The sequence below is a fragment of the Metabacillus mangrovi genome, assembly GCF_009711125.1.
GTDB classification, from domain to species: Bacteria; Bacillota; Bacilli; order Bacillales; family Bacillaceae; genus Metabacillus_B; species Metabacillus_B mangrovi.
Window position 1 is genome coordinate 32,364 of record NZ_WMIB01000014.1, and the last position, 17,397, is coordinate 49,760.

17 protein-coding genes are annotated in these 17,397 nt (G+C 44.7%); 7 read left to right on the forward strand and 10 right to left on the reverse strand.

Going from position 1 to position 17,397, the window contains the following annotated elements:
• The first annotated feature begins 305 nt into the window (after positions 1-305).
• A complete protein-coding gene (locus tag GKZ89_RS13535; protein WP_155112935.1) occupies positions 306-866 on the forward strand; it encodes a copper resistance CopC family protein in 561 nt (186 codons plus the stop codon).
• Between the two features lie 109 nt (positions 867-975).
• Here the strand turns inward: GKZ89_RS13535 and GKZ89_RS13540 are convergent, their stop codons facing one another.
• From GKZ89_RS13540 to nikA, 5 genes are read right to left on the reverse strand one after another with little or no spacing between them, the layout of a single operon-like run.
• Entirely contained in the window at positions 976-1,755 is a 780-nt protein-coding gene (locus tag GKZ89_RS13540; RefSeq protein WP_241680253.1) for an ABC transporter ATP-binding protein, read from the reverse strand.
• Position 1,756: 1 nt separating this feature from the next.
• Positions 1,757-2,572, reverse strand: coding sequence for an ABC transporter ATP-binding protein (locus GKZ89_RS13545; RefSeq protein WP_155112936.1), 816 nt, complete (start codon positions 2,570-2,572; stop codon positions 1,757-1,759).
• Positions 2,573-3,394 (reverse strand): nickel transporter permease, encoded by an 822-nt coding sequence (nikC, locus tag GKZ89_RS13550; RefSeq protein WP_155112937.1) that lies wholly within the window; start codon positions 3,392-3,394, stop codon positions 2,573-2,575.
• On the reverse strand, positions 3,391-4,332 hold the full coding sequence (gene nikB / locus GKZ89_RS13555; RefSeq protein ID WP_162356867.1) for a nickel ABC transporter permease: 942 nt from the start codon (positions 4,330-4,332) through the stop codon (positions 3,391-3,393). The genes nikC and nikB overlap by 4 nt, the downstream gene beginning before the upstream one ends.
• Positions 4,329-5,846 carry a nickel ABC transporter substrate-binding protein gene (gene nikA, locus GKZ89_RS13560; RefSeq protein ID WP_155112938.1) on the reverse strand — a complete coding sequence of 506 codons (1,518 nt, stop codon included), beginning with the start codon at positions 5,844-5,846 and terminating at the stop codon, positions 4,329-4,331. Before nikA ends, nikB begins: the two co-directional genes overlap by 4 nt.
• 258 nt (positions 5,847-6,104) lie before the next feature.
• Between nikA and GKZ89_RS13565 the strand changes: the two genes are divergently transcribed.
• Complete coding sequence (locus tag GKZ89_RS13565; RefSeq protein WP_155112939.1) at positions 6,105-6,977, forward strand: DMT family transporter; 873 nt, start codon at positions 6,105-6,107, stop codon at positions 6,975-6,977.
• Between the two features lie 92 nt (positions 6,978-7,069).
• A complete protein-coding gene (locus GKZ89_RS13570) occupies positions 7,070-7,324 on the forward strand; it encodes a type B 50S ribosomal protein L31 (protein WP_155112940.1) in 255 nt (84 codons plus the stop codon).
• Between the two features lie 504 nt (positions 7,325-7,828).
• On the opposite strand, the gene GKZ89_RS13575 is transcribed toward GKZ89_RS13570, so the two are convergent.
• From GKZ89_RS13575 to GKZ89_RS13590, 4 genes are all read right to left on the reverse strand, one after another.
• Positions 7,829-9,415, reverse strand: a complete 1,587-nt coding sequence (locus tag GKZ89_RS13575; RefSeq protein WP_241680257.1) for a M4 family metallopeptidase — start codon at positions 9,413-9,415, stop codon at positions 7,829-7,831.
• 427 nt (positions 9,416-9,842) lie between these two features.
• Positions 9,843-11,465, reverse strand: coding sequence for a M4 family metallopeptidase (locus tag GKZ89_RS13580; protein ID WP_155112942.1), 1,623 nt, complete (start codon positions 11,463-11,465; stop codon positions 9,843-9,845).
• Between the two features lie 461 nt (positions 11,466-11,926).
• Positions 11,927-12,991: a metal ABC transporter solute-binding protein, Zn/Mn family gene (locus GKZ89_RS13585; RefSeq protein WP_155112943.1), complete on the reverse strand. Its 1,065-nt coding sequence runs from the start codon at positions 12,989-12,991 to the stop codon at positions 11,927-11,929.
• A gap of 76 nt (positions 12,992-13,067) precedes the next feature.
• Positions 13,068-14,246: a GTP-binding protein gene (locus GKZ89_RS13590; RefSeq protein WP_155112944.1), complete on the reverse strand. Its 1,179-nt coding sequence runs from the start codon at positions 14,244-14,246 to the stop codon at positions 13,068-13,070.
• A gap of 125 nt (positions 14,247-14,371) precedes the next feature.
• Between GKZ89_RS13590 and GKZ89_RS13595 the strand changes: the two genes are divergently transcribed.
• Complete coding sequence (locus tag GKZ89_RS13595) at positions 14,372-14,974, forward strand: beta-class carbonic anhydrase (protein WP_155112945.1); 603 nt, start codon at positions 14,372-14,374, stop codon at positions 14,972-14,974.
• On the opposite strand, the gene yidD is transcribed toward GKZ89_RS13595, so the two are convergent.
• A complete protein-coding gene (gene yidD / locus GKZ89_RS13600) occupies positions 14,916-15,149 on the reverse strand; it encodes a membrane protein insertion efficiency factor YidD (RefSeq protein ID WP_155112946.1) in 234 nt (77 codons plus the stop codon). The two genes, GKZ89_RS13595 and yidD, sit on opposite strands and share 59 nt — an antisense overlap.
• 148 nt (positions 15,150-15,297) lie before the next feature.
• Here yidD and GKZ89_RS13605 point away from each other — a divergent pair, with 148 nt between their 5' ends.
• The 3 genes from GKZ89_RS13605 (at position 15,298) to GKZ89_RS13615 (ending at position 16,951) form a co-directional block, all read left to right on the forward strand.
• On the forward strand, positions 15,298-15,771 hold the full coding sequence (locus GKZ89_RS13605; RefSeq protein WP_155112947.1) for an S-ribosylhomocysteine lyase: 474 nt from the start codon (positions 15,298-15,300) through the stop codon (positions 15,769-15,771).
• 106 nt (positions 15,772-15,877) lie between these two features.
• On the forward strand, positions 15,878-16,318 hold the full coding sequence (locus GKZ89_RS13610; protein ID WP_338324931.1) for a FixH family protein: 441 nt from the start codon (positions 15,878-15,880) through the stop codon (positions 16,316-16,318).
• 117 nt (positions 16,319-16,435) lie between these two features.
• Complete coding sequence (locus tag GKZ89_RS13615; RefSeq protein WP_155112948.1) at positions 16,436-16,951, forward strand: hypothetical protein; 516 nt, start codon at positions 16,436-16,438, stop codon at positions 16,949-16,951.
• Positions 16,952-17,397 lie beyond the last annotated feature (446 nt).

Here is a 17,397-nt window from a genome sequence, read left to right on the forward strand (position 1 = left end):
ACTTATATTTTGTACAGGACACTTCCGGCAAGGAACTGCTCATAACAAACCAAATTTATCGTGCATGAAGGACCATTTTTGTACGGGCTCATTGGCCGCTTCGTATATCATGCGGGAAAAAAGAAAGACTGATAAAAAGCTTCTGCTAAGAACCGGAGACAGCAAAAGGAGTGTCCATTCTGATGCCCCCGCAAGGATATCGATTGCCGCTGTCTTGCTCAAAGACCGGTTGATCATCCGTAAAATCAAACCGCTTAAAGCCTGGTTACACCTACAGCCAGATTACAACGTAAGGAGATGCTGAAATGAAAAAAATACTATTTTTGCTTGCTGTTATACTAATCTTCAGCCAGCAGCCTGCCAGTGCCCATTCTAAGCTCGAAAGCTCTAATCCGGAGGCAGGTGCCACGGAAACAGAGCCATTAAAAGAGATTTCTCTCACCTTTAATACAAGGATCGAAGAGTCCAGCACGTTTACATTGAGCCGCGAAGGCGGGGAAGAAGTGCAGGTAGACAATATTACTATTGATGATGATACATTGAGGGGGACCATTCCGCAGGATTTGGAAAATGGAGCTTACACAGTCAGCTGGGACATCGTCGGAGCTGATACGCATGTAATAAAAGACTCCATAAACTTCACAGTTCAGCTGCCGGACCAACTAGAAGAGAAAACTGAAGAGGCCCCGGCAGATGAGGAGCCTAAAGCAGATGAGCCAGAAGGTGAAGAGAAGAAGGACACGGAAACCGCTTCTGAAAACAATACTGAATCACAAAATTCACAGATCCTTCTGCCCGTAATCGGTGGAATTCTGCTTGTGGCTGTCATTGTAATCGCTGTGATTAGCATGAGGAAGAAACGATAGTCGTGTAACCGAAAGAAAATGATTCAAACAAAACCTCCGGAAAACTTAAATTCCGGAGGTTTTGTCTAGTAAACAGGTAAATAAATTCTTCGTTCAGAACAGAACTTCATCACTTTTCAAATACCTCTAGAAGGGATTTCGTATAGGGATGCCTGTTCTCTGCAAAAGTGTCCTGCCTCTCATAGGCATCCACTACTTCCCCATCCTTCATGATCATGGTCCGGCTGCACATAAAATGGACCGCCGCCAGATCATGGGATATAAACAGATAAGAGGTGCCAAACTGTTCCTGCAAATCTTTTAAATCATTTAGCATCCTTGCTTGAGTAGAGGCATCGAGACTTGAAGTCGGTTCATCTAAAATGAGGAGGGCCGGCTCAGTGCTCAGTGCCCTTACGATATTAACCCTCTGTTTCTGGCCGCCACTCAGTTCATGGGGGTATTTGTATAAATGGCTGTCAGGGATGCCTGCTAGGCTCAGAAGTTCAAGCGCTTTTCGTTCCCTCGTTTTCCGCCTTTCTCTTCCAGGGAGCAGAGTCCATTTCTCTCGTATATCCAGCGGCTCCATCAGGGAGTCGATGATTCTCAGCTTTGGATTTAAAGAGGCAGTTGGGTTTTGCATCACGGTCTGTATACTGCTTCTAGATCTTTGAATGGATTTTTTATCTTTAGGATGAAACGTGTGATTACCAAGACGGATGGAGCCTTTATCAGGTATTTCCAGTCCAAGAAGGCATTTGGCAAGAGTACTCTTCCCGCTGCCGCTTTCACCCGCAATCCCTACAGCTTCTCCCTTTTCAATCTTAAGAGAAACTCCATTCAGTGCCTGCACTCCCTTGTTATAGCCCTTAAATAGATTTTCAGCTTCAAGTATAATCATTGAATCCATATTATTTTCCAGTCCTCCCGTATGCCACAGGCAGTCTGTCCGGGGTGCTTCTCAAAGAAGGGATGGAAGAGAGCAGGGTTTTTGTATAAGGGTGGGATGGATTGCTGAACACCCGGCTGGTCGGTCCTGATTCTGCAATATTTCCTCTCTTAATAATATACGTGTGATCCGAGTACTTCTTTGCCTGCCTTAAATCATGAGTGATAAAAAGCACGCCGCACCCTGTTTTATCCTGCATTTTTTTAATAAGATGGAGGATAGAAGCTGCTGTTAAACTATCAAGAGAGCTTGTCGGTTCATCTGCGATCAGTAATTCCGGCTCCAGCATCATGGCAATCGCAATAGAAGCCCGCTGAAGCTGGCCTCCGCTCAGCTGAAAGGGATAGCTGCTGTATGCTCTGTCAGCAGGAAGTCCAACTTGTTCGAGCATTTCCAGGGCTTTCTTTCTCCTGTCCTGCTTTGTCAGCCTTCTATGGGTTCTGAGCACCTCTTCAAATTGTTTTCCGATTGAATAAAACGGGCTGAAAACACTTTGGGGGTTCTGGAAAACGTAAGAAATCCCCGCCCCTAATATGGTTCTCATCTCTTCCTTCCCGCAGGCGAGAACATTCCTGCCTTTGTAATAAACAGCGCCTGCTGAAACCCGCAGCTCAGAAGGAAGCAGCCCTCCGATTGAGGAGGCGAGTACACTTTTTCCGCTTCCGCTTTCCCCGATTAATGCGGCCCATTCTCCTTTCTTTACAGATAGTTGAATAGACTGGAGGATTGCCTGGTTTTGAAAATGGACTGTTACATCTTTTATTTCCAGAATCTTCATTTATTCTCCCCCTCTCCCCCGGACATCTAAGCGGTCTCTTAAACGGTCTCCTGCTAAATTGAACAAAAGCACAGTCAGCATAATCGCAAACCCGGGGTAGAGCATGAGGTGGGGAGTATGGTAGAAAAAGGCTTTTGATTCATTTAGCATCGCTCCCCATTCAGGTACAGGAGGCTGTGCACCCAAACCGATATAGGATAAAGAAGCAATTAACAGGATGATTTTTCCGATATCAAGGGTGGTAATGACAAGCAGATTTCCAGCTGCATGAGGCAGGAGGTGTCTGAATAGAATTCTTGCATCACCTGCTCCGTTGACCTTCGCCATCATGATATACTCCTTTTCTTTTTCAGACAAAATCGTACTGCGGACAAGACGTGCATACCCGACCCACTTGACCATTACGAGAGACATCACGACATTGAACATTCCCGGTCCAATTAAGCCTGTTAAAATAATGGCAATGATAAAGTCGGGGAATGCCATGAACGCATCTGCCATCCTCATGAATATCCGGTCGATTATTCCTGATTTGTAGCCGCAATACAGTCCGATTGGCAGACCGATCGCACAAGATAATAGTAAAATCAGCAAGCTGGTGCCGACCGTATTCTGTGCACCGGCAAGCAGCCTTGAAAAGATATCCCGGCCCAGATGATCTGTTCCAAAGAAATGGCTGCCGCTTGCCGGAAGCAGCCGTTCCTTCAAATCGATCTTAAGCGGATCGACAGGTGCAAGGAAGGGAGCTGCTAAGAAGGCAAGCAAAGCGATCAAGATGATCAGAGAGTATTTCAGTTCCCTGCTGATGCGGATTCCAATCATCTGCGGCCAGCCTCCTTTACTCTAAGCTCCGGGTTGACATACCGGTACGATAGATCAACAAGCAGATTTATGCAGGAAACAAATAAACCCATAAACAGGATATAACCTTGTATAACAGGATAATCTCTTTTAATCATCGCATCGACAACGAGCTTTCCCGCTCCCGGATAACTGAAAAGAACCTCGATGACAACCGTTCCACCAAGAAGGCTTCCAAGGCTGATGCCAAAAATAGTAATGACAGGAGCGAGACTGTTTCTCAATGCATGATAAAAAAAGATTCTAGCCGGGTGCAGTCCTCTCGCTCTTGCTGAGAGAATAAAATCCTGATTTAAGCTTTCAAGCAGACTGGACCTGAGAATTCTGGCATAAACCGAGGCCATGGCGATCCCAAGTGTAAGGGACGGCAGGACGAGGTGAGCCAGAGAATCCATTCCCATGGAGGGAAGGATGCCAAGCTTGACAGAGAAAAATTGAATAAAAAGAAGACCAAGCCAGAAGCTCGGAACAGCTGAACCTGCAAGGGCAAAAACTCTGCTCGCATGATCGATCCAGCTGCCTTTATAAAGGGCTGAGAGCGTACCGATTGGAACGGCGATGAGGGTCATGACAGCCAGAGAAGCGAAGGTGAGCTCAAGTGTAGACGGTATTCTTTCAAGCAGCATGTCCAAAACTGGCTGATTGGTGGAATACGACGTGCCGAGATCAAATTGGAAAAAACGCGTGACCCACTTTCCATACTGCAAAAAAATGGGGTCGTTAAACCCCATCTCTTCTCTCAGCTCATCCATCTCTTCTTCTGAAACGGCCGTATCATCTGTTTTCATCATGGAACGCACCGGGTCTCCTGGAGCTGCCTGAATAAAGATGAAGCTTACGGCAGACAGAATGAAGAGAAAAAGAATCAGCTCGGTGACCCGTTTGAGAACTAATTTCACTTTGCTTTCACATCAAGATCTTTTGTTATGACATAGTATTCGCTTTTTGAAGTCTGCCAGTTCAGTACACGGTCTGTATAAGATACAAAGTTTTCAGGGTTCACAATAAAGGAATGAAGAACCTCACGGTCAATAATCGCAGCAGCCTCCTGTGCAAGAGCATCCCTTTGTTTTTCATCTACCGTTTCGTTCAGCTGCTGGATCTTTCCTGTAAGCTCATCCTGCTTGATGCTGCTGTGATGCATAGCTCCTCCATCCATATACACGGCATTTAGGAAGTAAGCAGCATCTCCGCGCGGGTCAGAGATCATACTGTATGTGGCAAGATCCCAATCCTCTTTTTCTGCCATATATTCATCAATGTTTTCCGCTAATTGGATATCAATTTTGATCCCTAGCTCCTTTGCATTTGCCTGAAGCAGCTGAGCCATCAACGGAAGTTCAGGACGGTAAGAATAGGTAAGCAGCTTCATTTCAACAGGTTTCCCATCCTGATAGGCTGTTCCATTCTTCCATTGGAAGCCCGCTTTTTTCAGTTCATCTTTCGCACCTTCTATACTAAATGTTTTTTCTTCATAGTCAGGTGAGAAGGGGGAGTCAGGGACAAAAGGCCCTTCAGCAGGTGCAGCAAGTCCTGCCAGTGTCTGTTCTGCTACTTCTGTTCTGTCCAAAAGGAGATTAAAGGCTTTTCTGACATTCAGATCCTGAAAAAGCGGTTCATTGAAATTAAACATCAGGAACTGATCCCTTAATCCAGTGACAATATCTGTTTTAAATGAGCCGCTTTTCAGACTCTCCAGGCTTTCCAATGCTGGCCGGTAGGCAACATCTGCTTCTCCCGATTGAAGAGCTGCGGTGCGCGCATTTTCATCTTCATTAAATGTCAGCGTAACCTCATCCAGCTTCGGCTTGCCGTCCCAGTAATCCTTGTTCTTCTCCAGAACGAGCTTGCTGTTTGGAGCAAAGGATTTAACTTTGAACGGACCGGTCCCAACCGGTTTCTGTTCCATGTTTTCAGTGGCACTGTCAACAATGGCAGTATTAGGGTGCACCAGCTCTGATGGGAACTGGGGGAGAGGATTTTCCAGTTTTACTGTGAGTGTCTGCTTATCCGCTTTCATTGACTTGATTTTTAAAGAAGCCTTTATGGCCTCGCTTACTTCTATGTTTCTCTCCAAAGATTCTTTAACGGCTTTTGCATCCACTTTCTCTCCGTTATGGAAGGTAACTCCCTCTTTTATTATAAATGTCCATGATAAGCCGTTATCGTCTGTTTTCCAGCTTTCAGCTATCCAAGGTACAATCTCTTGTTCTTCGTTTACCTTTAGCAAAGTTTCTGCTATTCCCGCACGCAGAGTGGTGAAGTTCAAGTGTGGATCTAACGTCTCACTTGGGAAATTAGAAATAAATGTAAGGTCTTTTTTTGTGTCTGCAGATTGAGTGGTTTCCTTCGAGCATGCTCCTAAAAGCAGAAGGGCAGCAACTAATAGAGATATAGATATGTACCTTTTCATTTCTTTTCGTTCCTCCATTATGATCTTATTGATTAAAACGAAATTATTCCGATTTACAATGCTGATAGTAGCATTAAATGAGTCGGACAGTCAATCTGTTTTTGCAGAAAACAAAGAGGGTTGTCAGCGATAAGAGACTGTGTTTAAATCGAAACAGTTACGATTTGGTAGAAGGGATGAAAAAATGAGCCTGAAGGAAAAGTTTGAATTTCTTTATTCGCTAAAAGTTAGAGAGTATGAAGAACAGGGTGCACTGCCATGAATAAAGGGATCCTGCTTGCCTTACTGTCGTCTCTTGTCTTCAGTATCATGAATGCACTTGTAAAATTGGTCAGTGCAGATATCCCCTCCTCTGAAATTGTTTTTTTCAGGAGCGTGATTGGAACGGCCCTCATCTATTTGCTGATGAGAAAGAAGAAGGTGTCCTTTTCCAAGAGCGGTGTGCCAATGCTTGCATTGAGAGGAGTGCTGGGAGCTTTTTACCTGCTCGCCTATTTTTACACAATCTCCAAGCTTCCGCTGACAGAAGCAAGCATACTGGCTCATTTATCACCGTTCTTTGCCATTCTTTGTGCCTCTTTCTTTTTAAAGGAGAGGCTTCCAAAGGTAATATGGATCGTCTTGCCTGCTGCCTTTGCCGGTGCTCTCCTCGTAATGAAGCCATTTGATCCGTCTGCCTACTCCATCTACGCTCTGGCAGGCATTTTAAGTGCTGTTTTTGCTGCAGGTGCAGCAACCTCCATCCGGTATTTAAGTAAAAAGCACCATGCTTATGAAATCGTTTTTTACTTTCTGGCAACAGGAACGGTTGTCTCGATCCCGTTAATGTGGGGACAATTTGTGGTACCAACTTTAGCTGATTGGTTTATTCTTGTTTGTATCGGTGCCGTTTCCCTGGCAGGACAAATCTTTCTTACCGGTGCCTTTACACATGAAAATGTCGTAGTGGTTGAAGTAACAAGGTACATTGGAATTGTTTTCAATGCGATGTGGGGGCTGATTTTCTGGCTGGAAGTGCCAGATTCTTTCACAGTGCTTGGAGGTGCACTGATCGTACTTTCCTGTATTCTATTATCGAGAAAGAAGAACAGCCGCCTGAAGGCAGAAAAAGAGCAGGTCAAAGTGGTATGAACATAAGTGCAGATCGAGAAGATTGACACGAATCTGCAGCTCTGTTAATATTAAAGCGTAAAGGTTACGATTTACTGAAAGGAGCGATGAAATTGAAACCAGAAATTCATCCAAATTACCAAAAAGTCGTTTACATGGACATAAATAGCGGATTTAAATTCCTGAGCGGTTCCGTAAAAGGATCCAGCGAAACCATCGAGTGGGAGGACGGCAATACGTACCCTCTTATTAAAATGGAAACCACTTCAGACACGCATCCGTTCTATACTGGCAGACAGAAGTTTGCAGATAAAGGCGGACGTGCTGATCGGTTTATGCAAAAATACAACATGAAACAAGACAATTGAGTGATTAAACCCCGTTTGGCATAGAGTGCTGAACGGGGTTTTTCTTGTGGGGCAGGACATAAAGTGAAGGGCGGGATGAGAATTAGGCCTCGAAATGGCGAAATGGTCTGTGGAGTCAGGGGCTGAATGGTTAAGATGCACGCATTTTTGAAAAGTTAGGACTTTTGTTTTGAGACTGGCACTTGAATCATGACTTTGGTTTGGAAAAATGAAGGATATCTGCGAAACCATCATTTTATCTTCGAAACAGCAGGTTTTTCTCCGAAATAAACATTTTATCTCCGGAAATGTGGGAGTTATCTCCGAATTTCATGCTATATCGATTATTCGGGAGGGTTCGACAAGTAAGTCGGCTTCAAAAGATGAATCGGCGGCCTTGTAAAACCGTTAATCGGCGAAAATTTAAGTATATCGGTATCGGTCAATGGATAAAGCAGAATCAAAAAGAAACCCAGCCGCAAAAGCGGGTGGGTTCCCGGTTTCCACACTCTATCCTACTCTACCTTATTCTACTCCAACCTGGGTCCAGGCATCTGCGACGGCATCATATTCCGTGCTTCCGCTGCCGAAAAGGTCTTCTGCCGATTGAAGAAGAGCGGCACGGGCATCTGTAAAGCTGCTGGTTGGTGTCAGGTATACTGTGAGTGCCCGGTAATAAATTTCTTCAGAGGCGGATTGGCCGATGCTCTCATTCGTATAATAGAAAGCTTTATTTGGAATTCCGCTGTTGATGTGGACACCGCCATTATCTTCCGATGTATTGACGTAGTCATCCATATGTCCAGGCTGATCGTACGTTTCCGGGCTGGAGATGCTTCTGAGGGCATCCCCGGGTTGGCCAGGTGTGTAGACGTCCTCTCCCATCAGGTAATCTGAAGGATCAAGGAAGTAGCCGAAGACGTCAGAAAATGATTCGTTCAGAGCGCCGGACTGATCCTGGTATTGAAGATTAGCGCTGCGCTCGGTTACTGCATGGGTCAGTTCATGGGCTACAACGTCCAATGCTCCTGAAAGGGATGTGAAAGCAGATCCGTCCCCATCTCCATAAACCATTTGAGTTCCATTCCAGAAAGCATTGTTGTAGTCCGTTTCATAATGGACGGTGGAAGTGATCGCGGCACCGGCATCATCATAGCTGTTGCGGCCGTGCACGCCGTAAAAATAGTCGTATACTTTCCCGGCGTAGTAGTGGGCATCTACATCTGCCCTCTGGTTATCCGCTGTAAATTCATTATCGCTGTCCTCAGAGAAGATTCCGGGGAGTCTTGTCCCGTTATCCGCAGTATAGGTTTCTACAACAGCATCTTTAGTCGTGTCATATAAGCGGTATGCATCTTCAGTGAAGTAGGTGTTCAATGTTTTGCTGTCTCCGAGGACGCCGGTGCCGGATCCGGTGGAGGCAGCATCATTTACAGCATTATAAGAGTCAACGATGGAGCCGCTCTCAGCGTCTACGTAGATTTGCCAGTTGGCACCGTATGGCTTAATGAACTGAAGCTGAACTTTGTAGGCCAGATGGAATGTGCCGTCTTTTTTGTAGAGGACCAGTTCACTTTTTTCTTTCGACTTTTTTAGCTGGCTTGCTTTAAACGACCCCTGCGGTGCTGCATGTCTCTCTTCTTCAGTATCTTCTATGGATAGATTGACTGATTTCCATGCACGTTTTGCTGCCTCTGCTTTTGTAAGCTTAGGGTTAACCGATTTTACTTGAGCTTTTGCTTCTTCATGAATCGCACCGTTTGATGAGGTAACGATTCCATTTTTGTCTGTATGTACAATGTAAACAGCTCCGTCAATGGGAACGCCTTTGATGGATTGGGCAAATTTGTAGTGGGTGAACCCGAGGCTGTCTTTTTCTTTACCAAGCAGGATCAAGCCAGCTTCTCCATCGATTTTGCCTGTAAACTGCTCTTGGATGTATCGTCTTGCTTCCGATTCCCCTTTTACTTTTACTTTCGATTTATAAGCGGTGACAAAGGAGGGGCTTCCTTTATCCTTCTTCCATTGGTCATGCATCATTTGAGCCTTACCGTTCTGGGCTTGTTTTGCTTCTCCTGTCAAAGCTGAGGCGGAAGGAAGGGTGGATCCCATAAGGAACGCGGTGCTGAACACTATAGCAGCAAACTTTTTATTCACGTGCAGTCTCCTCTCCTTAGTAGAAAATATGAATACAAATAGAATACTAGCATCATAGATGACAAAAATACATGAAAAGTTTTCTAAAAATTCAAAATGATTACTAGTGCTCATAAGTCTCTGATTTGTATAGGGATTACGTTGCGAATTAGACTTTAGACCTTGATAAATAGAGAGATTTCCCATACCTTTTGAAAGTGGGAATCCAATAAACAAAAAAATGCAAAATACTTTCTGCTCGTTTACATAGTTGAAAAGAAGGAAAAGGATTATTTTCTGGTATAGCATTTCGGGGAGAAAGTCCTGTGATAAACGGGAAATAAAATCACCCGGGAACAGGGTCCCGGGTGATTTTGCTGCCTACTCAGCTGTATTGCGGCAATCAGTTAATGCCAACCTGTGTCCAGGCGCTGGCTACCGCGTTGTACTGGCTGCTGCCGCTTCCATACAGATCGGCTGCCGATTGAAGAAGGGAAGCACGTGCATTGCTGAAGCTGCTTGTTGGAGTAAGATATCTGGTTAAAGCACGGTAATAGATTTTCTCAGATGCTGCTTTTCCGATGCTCTGGTTAATATAATAGAACGCTTTGTTTGGAATTCCGCTGTTCGTATGGACGCCGCCGTTATCAGAAGAAGTATAGTAATAGTCTCTGAAGTGGCTTGGCTGACCATAAGCTTCCGGATTGGAGATGCTTCTGAGTGCATCTCCTGTTCTGCCTGGAGTGTATACATCCTCACCCATCAGGTAATCAGATGGATCAAGGAAGTAGCCGAATACATCTGCCATTGATTCATTTAATGCTCCTGACTGATTTTGATATTGCAGATTTGCTGACCGCTCAATTACAGCATGCGTAATCTCATGGGCAACTACATCAAGCGCTCCGGACAGGGATGTAAAGGTTGTTCCGTCACCATCACCATACACCATCTGAGATCCGTTCCAGAAAGCATTGTTGTAGCGGCTTCCGTAATGAACAGTAGAGCGGATCGTTGCTCCGGCATTATCGTAGCTGTTGCGGCCATGCGTATTTTTGTAGTAATCGAACACTTTACCTGCATAAAAATGTGCATCAACGTCTGCGCGTTGATTTGAGGCGATGAACCTGTTATCGGAATCAACAGAATAGGAACCTGGCAGACTTGAGCCGTTTCTGGCTGTATAGGTCTCGATGACCGCTGTCTTTGTATCATCGAACAAGTAGTACGTATTATTAGAGAAGTAGGTGTTGAGAGTTTTCGTATCACCAAGTACTCCAGTACCTGATCCAACTGTCGCTGCATCATTCACAGCGTTATAGGAGTCGATGATGGCTCCGCTGTTGGCATCCACATAGATTTGCCAGTTCGCACCGTATGGTTTAATAAATTGCAGCTGCACTTTATAGGTTAAGTAGAATGTTCCGCCCTTCTTATAAAGAACCAGCTCGCCCTTTTCATTCGTGTTTTTCACTTTGCTTGCTTTTACTGAACCGAGTGGGGCTCCAGGCTCAGCTCCTTCTGTTTCCTTTTTGGAGAGGTTGATCGATTTCCAGGCTAGAGCAGCGGCTTTAGATTTGGAGAGCTTTGCTTTTACCGATTTTACTTCGGAGCCTGCATTTTCGTGTAGTGCTCCGTTAGAGGCTGTTACATTTCCGTTTTTGTCAGCGTGGACCATATAGATGGCACCATCGATCGGTACGCCGTTCACGGACTGAATGTATTTGTAATGGGTAAATCCAAGCTCATCCTTCTCTTGCCCAAGCAGCGTCAATTCGGCCGAAGCATTGATTTTTCCTGCAAAATGCTTCTGAATAAAGCTTCTTGCTTCCTTCTCTGCTTTTACTTTGCCAGCTGCCTGTTTTCCAGTGCTGAAGGACGGGGATCCTTTGTCCTTTAACCATTGTTTTTGAACAAGCTGTACTTTTTCCTGATTGTGATCTCCTGATAATGCAGATGCAGACGGCAGGGCAGAACCTAAGGTTAATGCAGTTCCAATCACTATAGCAGCAAACTTTTTGTTCAAATGAATTCCCCTCTCCACTATTAAGATGTGTACTACAAATAGAATAGTAGCACCATAGGGGTGAAAAAGACATATAAAGTTTTCTAAAAATTCAAAATGATTACTAGGACGCACTGTGACAGTGTTTTAATAGGGAATAGGATTTATTTTCGAAAAGATAAAATAAAAGAGAATGGTAATAAAGAAATTTTTCATAAAAAATACAGGTAAATACAAGGATTCTAATTGAATTTCCTTCTCAATTATATACTTTAAAGCAACGCCGTTATTGTTTTTCGATATAGTAATGGAGTAGAGAGCAGGACGATTGAGTCCGATTAGGATCTATTGCAAAAGGATTTAGACCTATAAAACCGATCGGGATAACTATTTTTCTGTCGAAGAGAACCGGGAAGCACGAAAAGGGGGCGTTGCGGCAGCTTTCGGAAAAATAAAAAAACCGCAGCGGGAAAGCTGCGGGATTAAGAACCGGATAATGCGGTTTTTAGCGTTGTAAGGTTTTCCCTCATTAAACTAAAGTAATCTTCTTTGTTTTTCATATCTTCGTCTGTCACAGACTCTAGATTACTGATGGTCAGAGGCTCGGCCCCTATCTCGTTTTGAACCACCTTCGATATTTTATTGCTTACATTTTGTTCAAAGATAATGTGCTGGATTTTATGGGTTTTCGCTTCTTCAATTATGTTTTTAATTTCTTTCTGAGACGGTTCCTCGGAAGAAGAAAGCCCCATCACACTGATCTGTTCAATTCCATATCGCTCTGTCCAGTAGCCATAGGCGGCATGGGAAACAAGGATTTCTTTTTTCGGCAATTCAGTTAAAGTGCTTTTAAACTCCTGATCCAGCTTCTCTAATTCCGCTTTTAAGGAAGAAAAATTCTTTTCATACTCTTCCTTATGTTCAGGATCCTTTTTAACGAGGGCATCTTTAATGTTTTCAGCCATTTGAATAGAACGGATCGGGTCTAGCCAAACGTGGGGATCTTTATCACCATGGGTATGTCCTTCTTCTTCAGAATGAGCGTCCTCTTCGTGATTATGCTCTTCTTCAGAATGAGCGTCCTCTTCGTGATTGTGCTCTTCTTCAGAATGAGCTTCCTCTTCATGATTGTGCTCTTCTTCGGAATGAGCTTCTTCTTCATGATTGTGCTCTTCGGCACCAATCAGCTCAATTCCGTCCGCTGCTTTCACGATTTCAGCTTCTTCATTTTTGATCGTTTCGGCCGCTTTGTCAGCAAAGCCTTCAATTCCGGCACCTGTATAAATGAAAGCATCGCTCTCCGCCATTTTGACCATTGTTTTGGTAGTTGGTTCAAAAGAATGTGCATCTGCGTTTGCAGGGTACACACTCTCAACTTCCACGAGATCACCGCCAATTTTCTCTGTGAAGTCCTTTAAAGGAAAAATTGTCGTGTAGACCTTCAATTTATCATTCTTCTCTTCAGAAGACGGATTGTCAGCCGAGCATCCTGCAGCAAAAGCAGAGCCGGCAAGCAAAACGCCAAAAGCCAAAGCTAGTTTTTTCATTACGTTCTCCTCTCACATGTACATCTATCAGTCTTTCGTCATTATATCGTAAAGGTTACGATTTGAAAACAGGCATTTACATAAATTCCGGAAGGGGGTCTTTCAGGGAATTCCAATTTCCATTCATCTCTCCATCAGTGAGGAGACAGGCATCAAGAGAATCCATTATCTTCTCTTGTTCCATTCTTATCCCGATCATCACAATTTCATTCAGCCGGTCTCCGAAACGGCTGTCCCACCTTTTCAAGAGATCCGGATCTTCTTCCAGCACTGAACGTCTTTCTTCTTCAGGATATTCTGCAATCCAGTCTCCAGCCCCTTGGAGCATGATGGAGCTGCCGGCCTGTGAAAGAAGACCGGCTGTACGATTACGGGTCGCAATCCATACAAATCCTTTAGCCCTGACAACCTCAGCTGGCCAATTTTCAAGAAATTCCATCAGCCTTTCAGGATGAAAAGGCCGTCTGCGCTCATAAACAAATGAAGAGATTCCGTATTCTTCTGTTTCCGGAATATGCTCGCTGTTCAGCTCTTTAATCCATCCGGCACCCTGACTCGCCTCTTCAAAATTAAACCGGTTCGTATTAAGCAGTTCGGGTAAAGGGACGTTTCCGTAAACTGACGGAATAATGGATGCAGAAGGGTTTAATGTTCGTAAAAGTCCCTCAAGCAACTCGAATTCCGGCTGGGCCAGGCAATCCTTCTTATTAAGGATAAGAACATCTGCAAACTCGATCTGGTCAATGAGAAGATCGGTTACATCCCGGTCATCTGAATCATCTGCGCCTTGCTTGCGGTCGAGCAGACTATCACCCGATCCATAGTCAGCCCAGAAACGGTTCGCGTCTACTACAGTCACCATGGTATCCAGCCGGCAAATGGAAGATAGATCAATCCCTGATTCTTCATCTGCATAAGAAAAAGTCTGGGCAACAGGCAGAGGTTCACTGATTCCGGATGATTCGATTACGATGTAATCAATTTCTCCTGCAGAAACAAGCTTCTCAACTTCGATTAAAAGGTCCTCTCTGAGTGTGCAGCATATACAGCCATTTTGCATTTCAACTAATTTTTCATCTGTTCTGGAAAAGCCGCCCTGTTTGACCAGGCTGGCATCGATGTTGACTTCGCTCATATCATTCACGATGACGGCTATCTTTTTCCCCTCTTTATTATGAAGAATGTGATTCAAAAGGGTTGTTTTTCCGGCCCCTAAATAGCCGCTTAACACGGTAACGGGTATTAATGTACTCATACATCTCTCCTTGTTTAAAAAAGAATGATTACGATTTATACTTTTTCCATATTACTTCAATAAAGCAAACATGGCAAGGGGTATGCTATATTAAAAGAAATCAAATGAAAAAGGAGACAGGTAATTTGAAACTTTTAAATCAGATTCTCGAACATAACCAGACTTTTGTTGAAACAGAAAAATACAAGGAGTTTCAAACAAGCAAGTTTCCGGATAAAAAAATGGCCATTCTCACATGTATGGATACAAGACTGGTGGAATTGCTGCCGCAAGCGATGAATTTCAGGAACGGCGATGTGAAAATTGTTAAGAGTGCAGGAGCAGTTGTCGCTCATCCGTTTGGAGGCATTATGAGAAGCCTGCTTGTTGCAGTTTACGAGCTTGGAGCAGATGAAATCTGTGTAGTCGGGCACCATGACTGCGGAATGAGCAAGCTGAATGCTGCTTCGTTCCTGGAAAAAGCAGAAAGCAGAGGAGTCTCTGCGGAGAAAATAGACATGCTGCGCTACTCCGGAGTTCATTTAGAGGAATGGCTTAAAGGGTTTGATAAAGTGGAAGACAGTGTGAAGCACAGCGTAGATGTGATCAAAAATCACCCGCTGCTTCCGGATGGGGTTCCCGTTCACGGCTTGGTGATTGATCCGGCTACCGGGAAACTCGATGAAGTGATCAATGGCTATGCTTCTCTTTCTTCTCAGGAACCGGATCAAAACCGCCTGGATGCATAGGATTGCAGCGGAGGATTCTCATTACTGTCATATAGGATCCTTTGATGGCGCCGTGCTTCTGAATGGCCTCGAGCCCGTAATTGGAGCAGGTCGGATAAAACCGGCATGACGGGGGCGTCATCGGAGAAATAAACTTTTGATAAAAGCGGATAAGGGATAGGAATATTCTTTTCATAATGGGACCCTCCTACTATATGTTCTAAATTTAATCTAAAGGAATATAAAAATCAAAGGATAAATTCCGGGATAATAGCCTATTAAGTTGATGGAACTTATCGGAATTGATACAATAACCTTAAGGATAAAAAGAGGAGTGATGATTCATGCCATCAGTAGAAAGCTTCGAGCTTGATCATAACGCGGTAGTGGCACCGTATGTAAGACATTGCGGAGTACACAAAGTTGGGTCGGACGGCCTCGTCAATAAATTTGATATCCGCTTCTGCCAGCCGAACAAACAGGCGATGAAACCGGACACGATCCACACATTGGAACACCTGCTTGCCTTCAATATCCGTGATCATGCAGAGAAATATGATCACTTTGATATTATCGACATTTCACCAATGGGCTGCCAGACAGGTTATTACCTCGTTGTAAGCGGTGAGCCGACCGTAACGGAAATCATTGATTTACTGGACGACACATTGAAAGCAGCGCTTGAAACAGAAGAAATTCCGGCTGCCAACGAAAAGCAGTGCGGCCAGGCGAAGCTGCATGATTTAGATGGAGCAAAGCGCTTAATGAAATTCTGGCTGGACCAGGATAAAAAAGAGCTTGAAAAGGTATTCGGTTAAAATCGGCCGGCAGCTGTGAGCTGCCGGTTTTTTTTGATTTCGTGATGGTATCGCTTACAAAGGTCTATTATAATAGAAAGAAAAGGAAAGACGGGAAGGGATAATCGTGAAAAAATACGGTCTGCTCGCCATTCTCGCTGCCATTTCCATGCTGTTTGCAGGCTGCCAGGGAAGCAAAGCCTCTGATCTGCCGGAAATGGTGGAAGCGAAAATCATCATACCGGAGAAGCTGGACCCGGGAAGCACCCAGGAGTTAAAAGTAAAAGTGACACAGGGTGGAGAAATCGTGCAGGATGCCAATGAAGTGGAATTTGAAATCTGGAAATCCGGAGAGAAGGAAAGCAGCGAGATGCTTGAAGCAAAGCACGCAGGGGACGGAATCTATTCTGTGAAAAAAACGTTCGGGGAAGATGGGATTTTTTATGTTCAAACCCACGTAACCGCAAGGGATATGCATGTCATGCCGAAAACAAAAATAACCGTTGGACAGGCTGGTGCTGAACCTGAAGAAGAACAAGACGAGGAACTTGAGCATCATCATCATTGATCGTGAATCGGGTCAGATGGATACGGGGAAATCATTAAAGGGCAGCGTTTCGGTCTAATAAAAATAGCGGCTCTGGAGACCGGAAAACAGCTAACCCGGTCTCAGGAGCCATTATTTGTGCAGAAAAGCGAAAGAAGAGGCCGTTTCGGTCTGAGGAGCCGCTATTTTGTAAAAAGGGGCCGGATTTCGGGGTGTGAGAGGGAAATAGGTGCATCTGAGACCGAAACAGGGTGTGTAAACGTCTACCTTATGAAAATAGCGGCTCTGGAGACCGGAAAACAGCTAGATCGGTCTCAGGAGCCGTTATTTGTTCAGAAAAGCGAAAGAAGAGGCCGTTTCGGTCTGAGCGGCCGCTATTTTCTAAAAAGGTGCCGGATTTTGGGCTGTGAGAGGGAAATAGGTGCATCTGAGACCGAAACAGGGTGTGTAAACGTTTACCTTATGAAAATAGCGGCTCTGGAGACCGGAAAACAGCTAACCCGGTCTCAGGAGCCGTTATTTGTGCCAACAAGCGAAAGAAGAGGCTGTTTCGGTCTGAGCGGCCGCTATTTTGTAAAAAAGGGCCGGATTTCGGGCTGTGAATGGGAAATAGGTGCATCTGAGACCGAAGCTGGGTTTGTAAGTGATTACTGAGTGGGAATAGCGGCTCTGGAGACCGGAAAACAGCTAGATCGGTCTCAGGAGCCATTATTTGTGCAGAAAAGCGAAAGAAGGGGCTGTTTCGGTCTGAGCGGCCGCTATTTTGTAAAAAGAGGCCGGATTTCGGGCTGTGAGAGGGAAATAGGTGCATTTGAGACCGAAACTGGGTGTGTAAGCGATTACTGAGTAGGAATAGCGGCTCTGGAGACCGGAAAACAGCTAAACCAGTCTCAGGAGCCGTTATTTGTGCCAAAAAACGATAGGAGAGGCCGTTTCGGTCTGAGCGGCCGCTATTTTGTAAAAAGAGGCCGGATTTCGGGCTGTGAGAGGGAAATAGGTGCATCTGAGACCGAAACTGGGTGTGTAAACGTTTACTGAGTGAAAATAGCGGCTCTGGAGACCGGAAAATTTGTTTTGTATCATCACACTTGCCAAGACCA

Bases quoted from the DNA above. Each gene is read 5' to 3' on its own strand.
- GKZ89_RS13535 (WP_155112935.1), top strand. From the start codon at position 306: ATGAAAAAAATACTATTTTTGCTTGCTGTTATACTAATCTTCAGCCAG.
- GKZ89_RS13575 (WP_241680257.1), bottom strand. From the start codon at position 9,415: ATGGGATCCACCCTTCCTTCCGCCTCAGCTTTGACAGGAGAAGCAAAA.
- nikA (WP_155112938.1), bottom strand. From the start codon at position 5,846: ATGAAAAGGTACATATCTATATCTCTATTAGTTGCTGCCCTTCTGCTT.
- GKZ89_RS13565 (WP_155112939.1), top strand. From the start codon at position 6,105: ATGAATAAAGGGATCCTGCTTGCCTTACTGTCGTCTCTTGTCTTCAGT.
- GKZ89_RS13585 (WP_155112943.1), bottom strand. From the start codon at position 12,991: ATGAAAAAACTAGCTTTGGCTTTTGGCGTTTTGCTTGCCGGCTCTGCT.
- GKZ89_RS13590 (WP_155112944.1), bottom strand. From the start codon at position 14,246: ATGAGTACATTAATACCCGTTACCGTGTTAAGCGGCTATTTAGGGGCC.
- GKZ89_RS13540 (WP_241680253.1), bottom strand. From the start codon at position 1,755: ATGGATTCAATGATTATACTTGAAGCTGAAAATCTATTTAAGGGCTAT.
- yidD (WP_155112946.1), bottom strand. From the start codon at position 15,149: ATGAAAAGAATATTCCTATCCCTTATCCGCTTTTATCAAAAGTTTATT.
- GKZ89_RS13605 (WP_155112947.1), top strand. From the start codon at position 15,298: ATGCCATCAGTAGAAAGCTTCGAGCTTGATCATAACGCGGTAGTGGCA.
- GKZ89_RS13545 (WP_155112936.1), bottom strand. From the start codon at position 2,572: ATGAAGATTCTGGAAATAAAAGATGTAACAGTCCATTTTCAAAACCAG.
- nikC (WP_155112937.1), bottom strand. From the start codon at position 3,394: ATGATTGGAATCCGCATCAGCAGGGAACTGAAATACTCTCTGATCATC.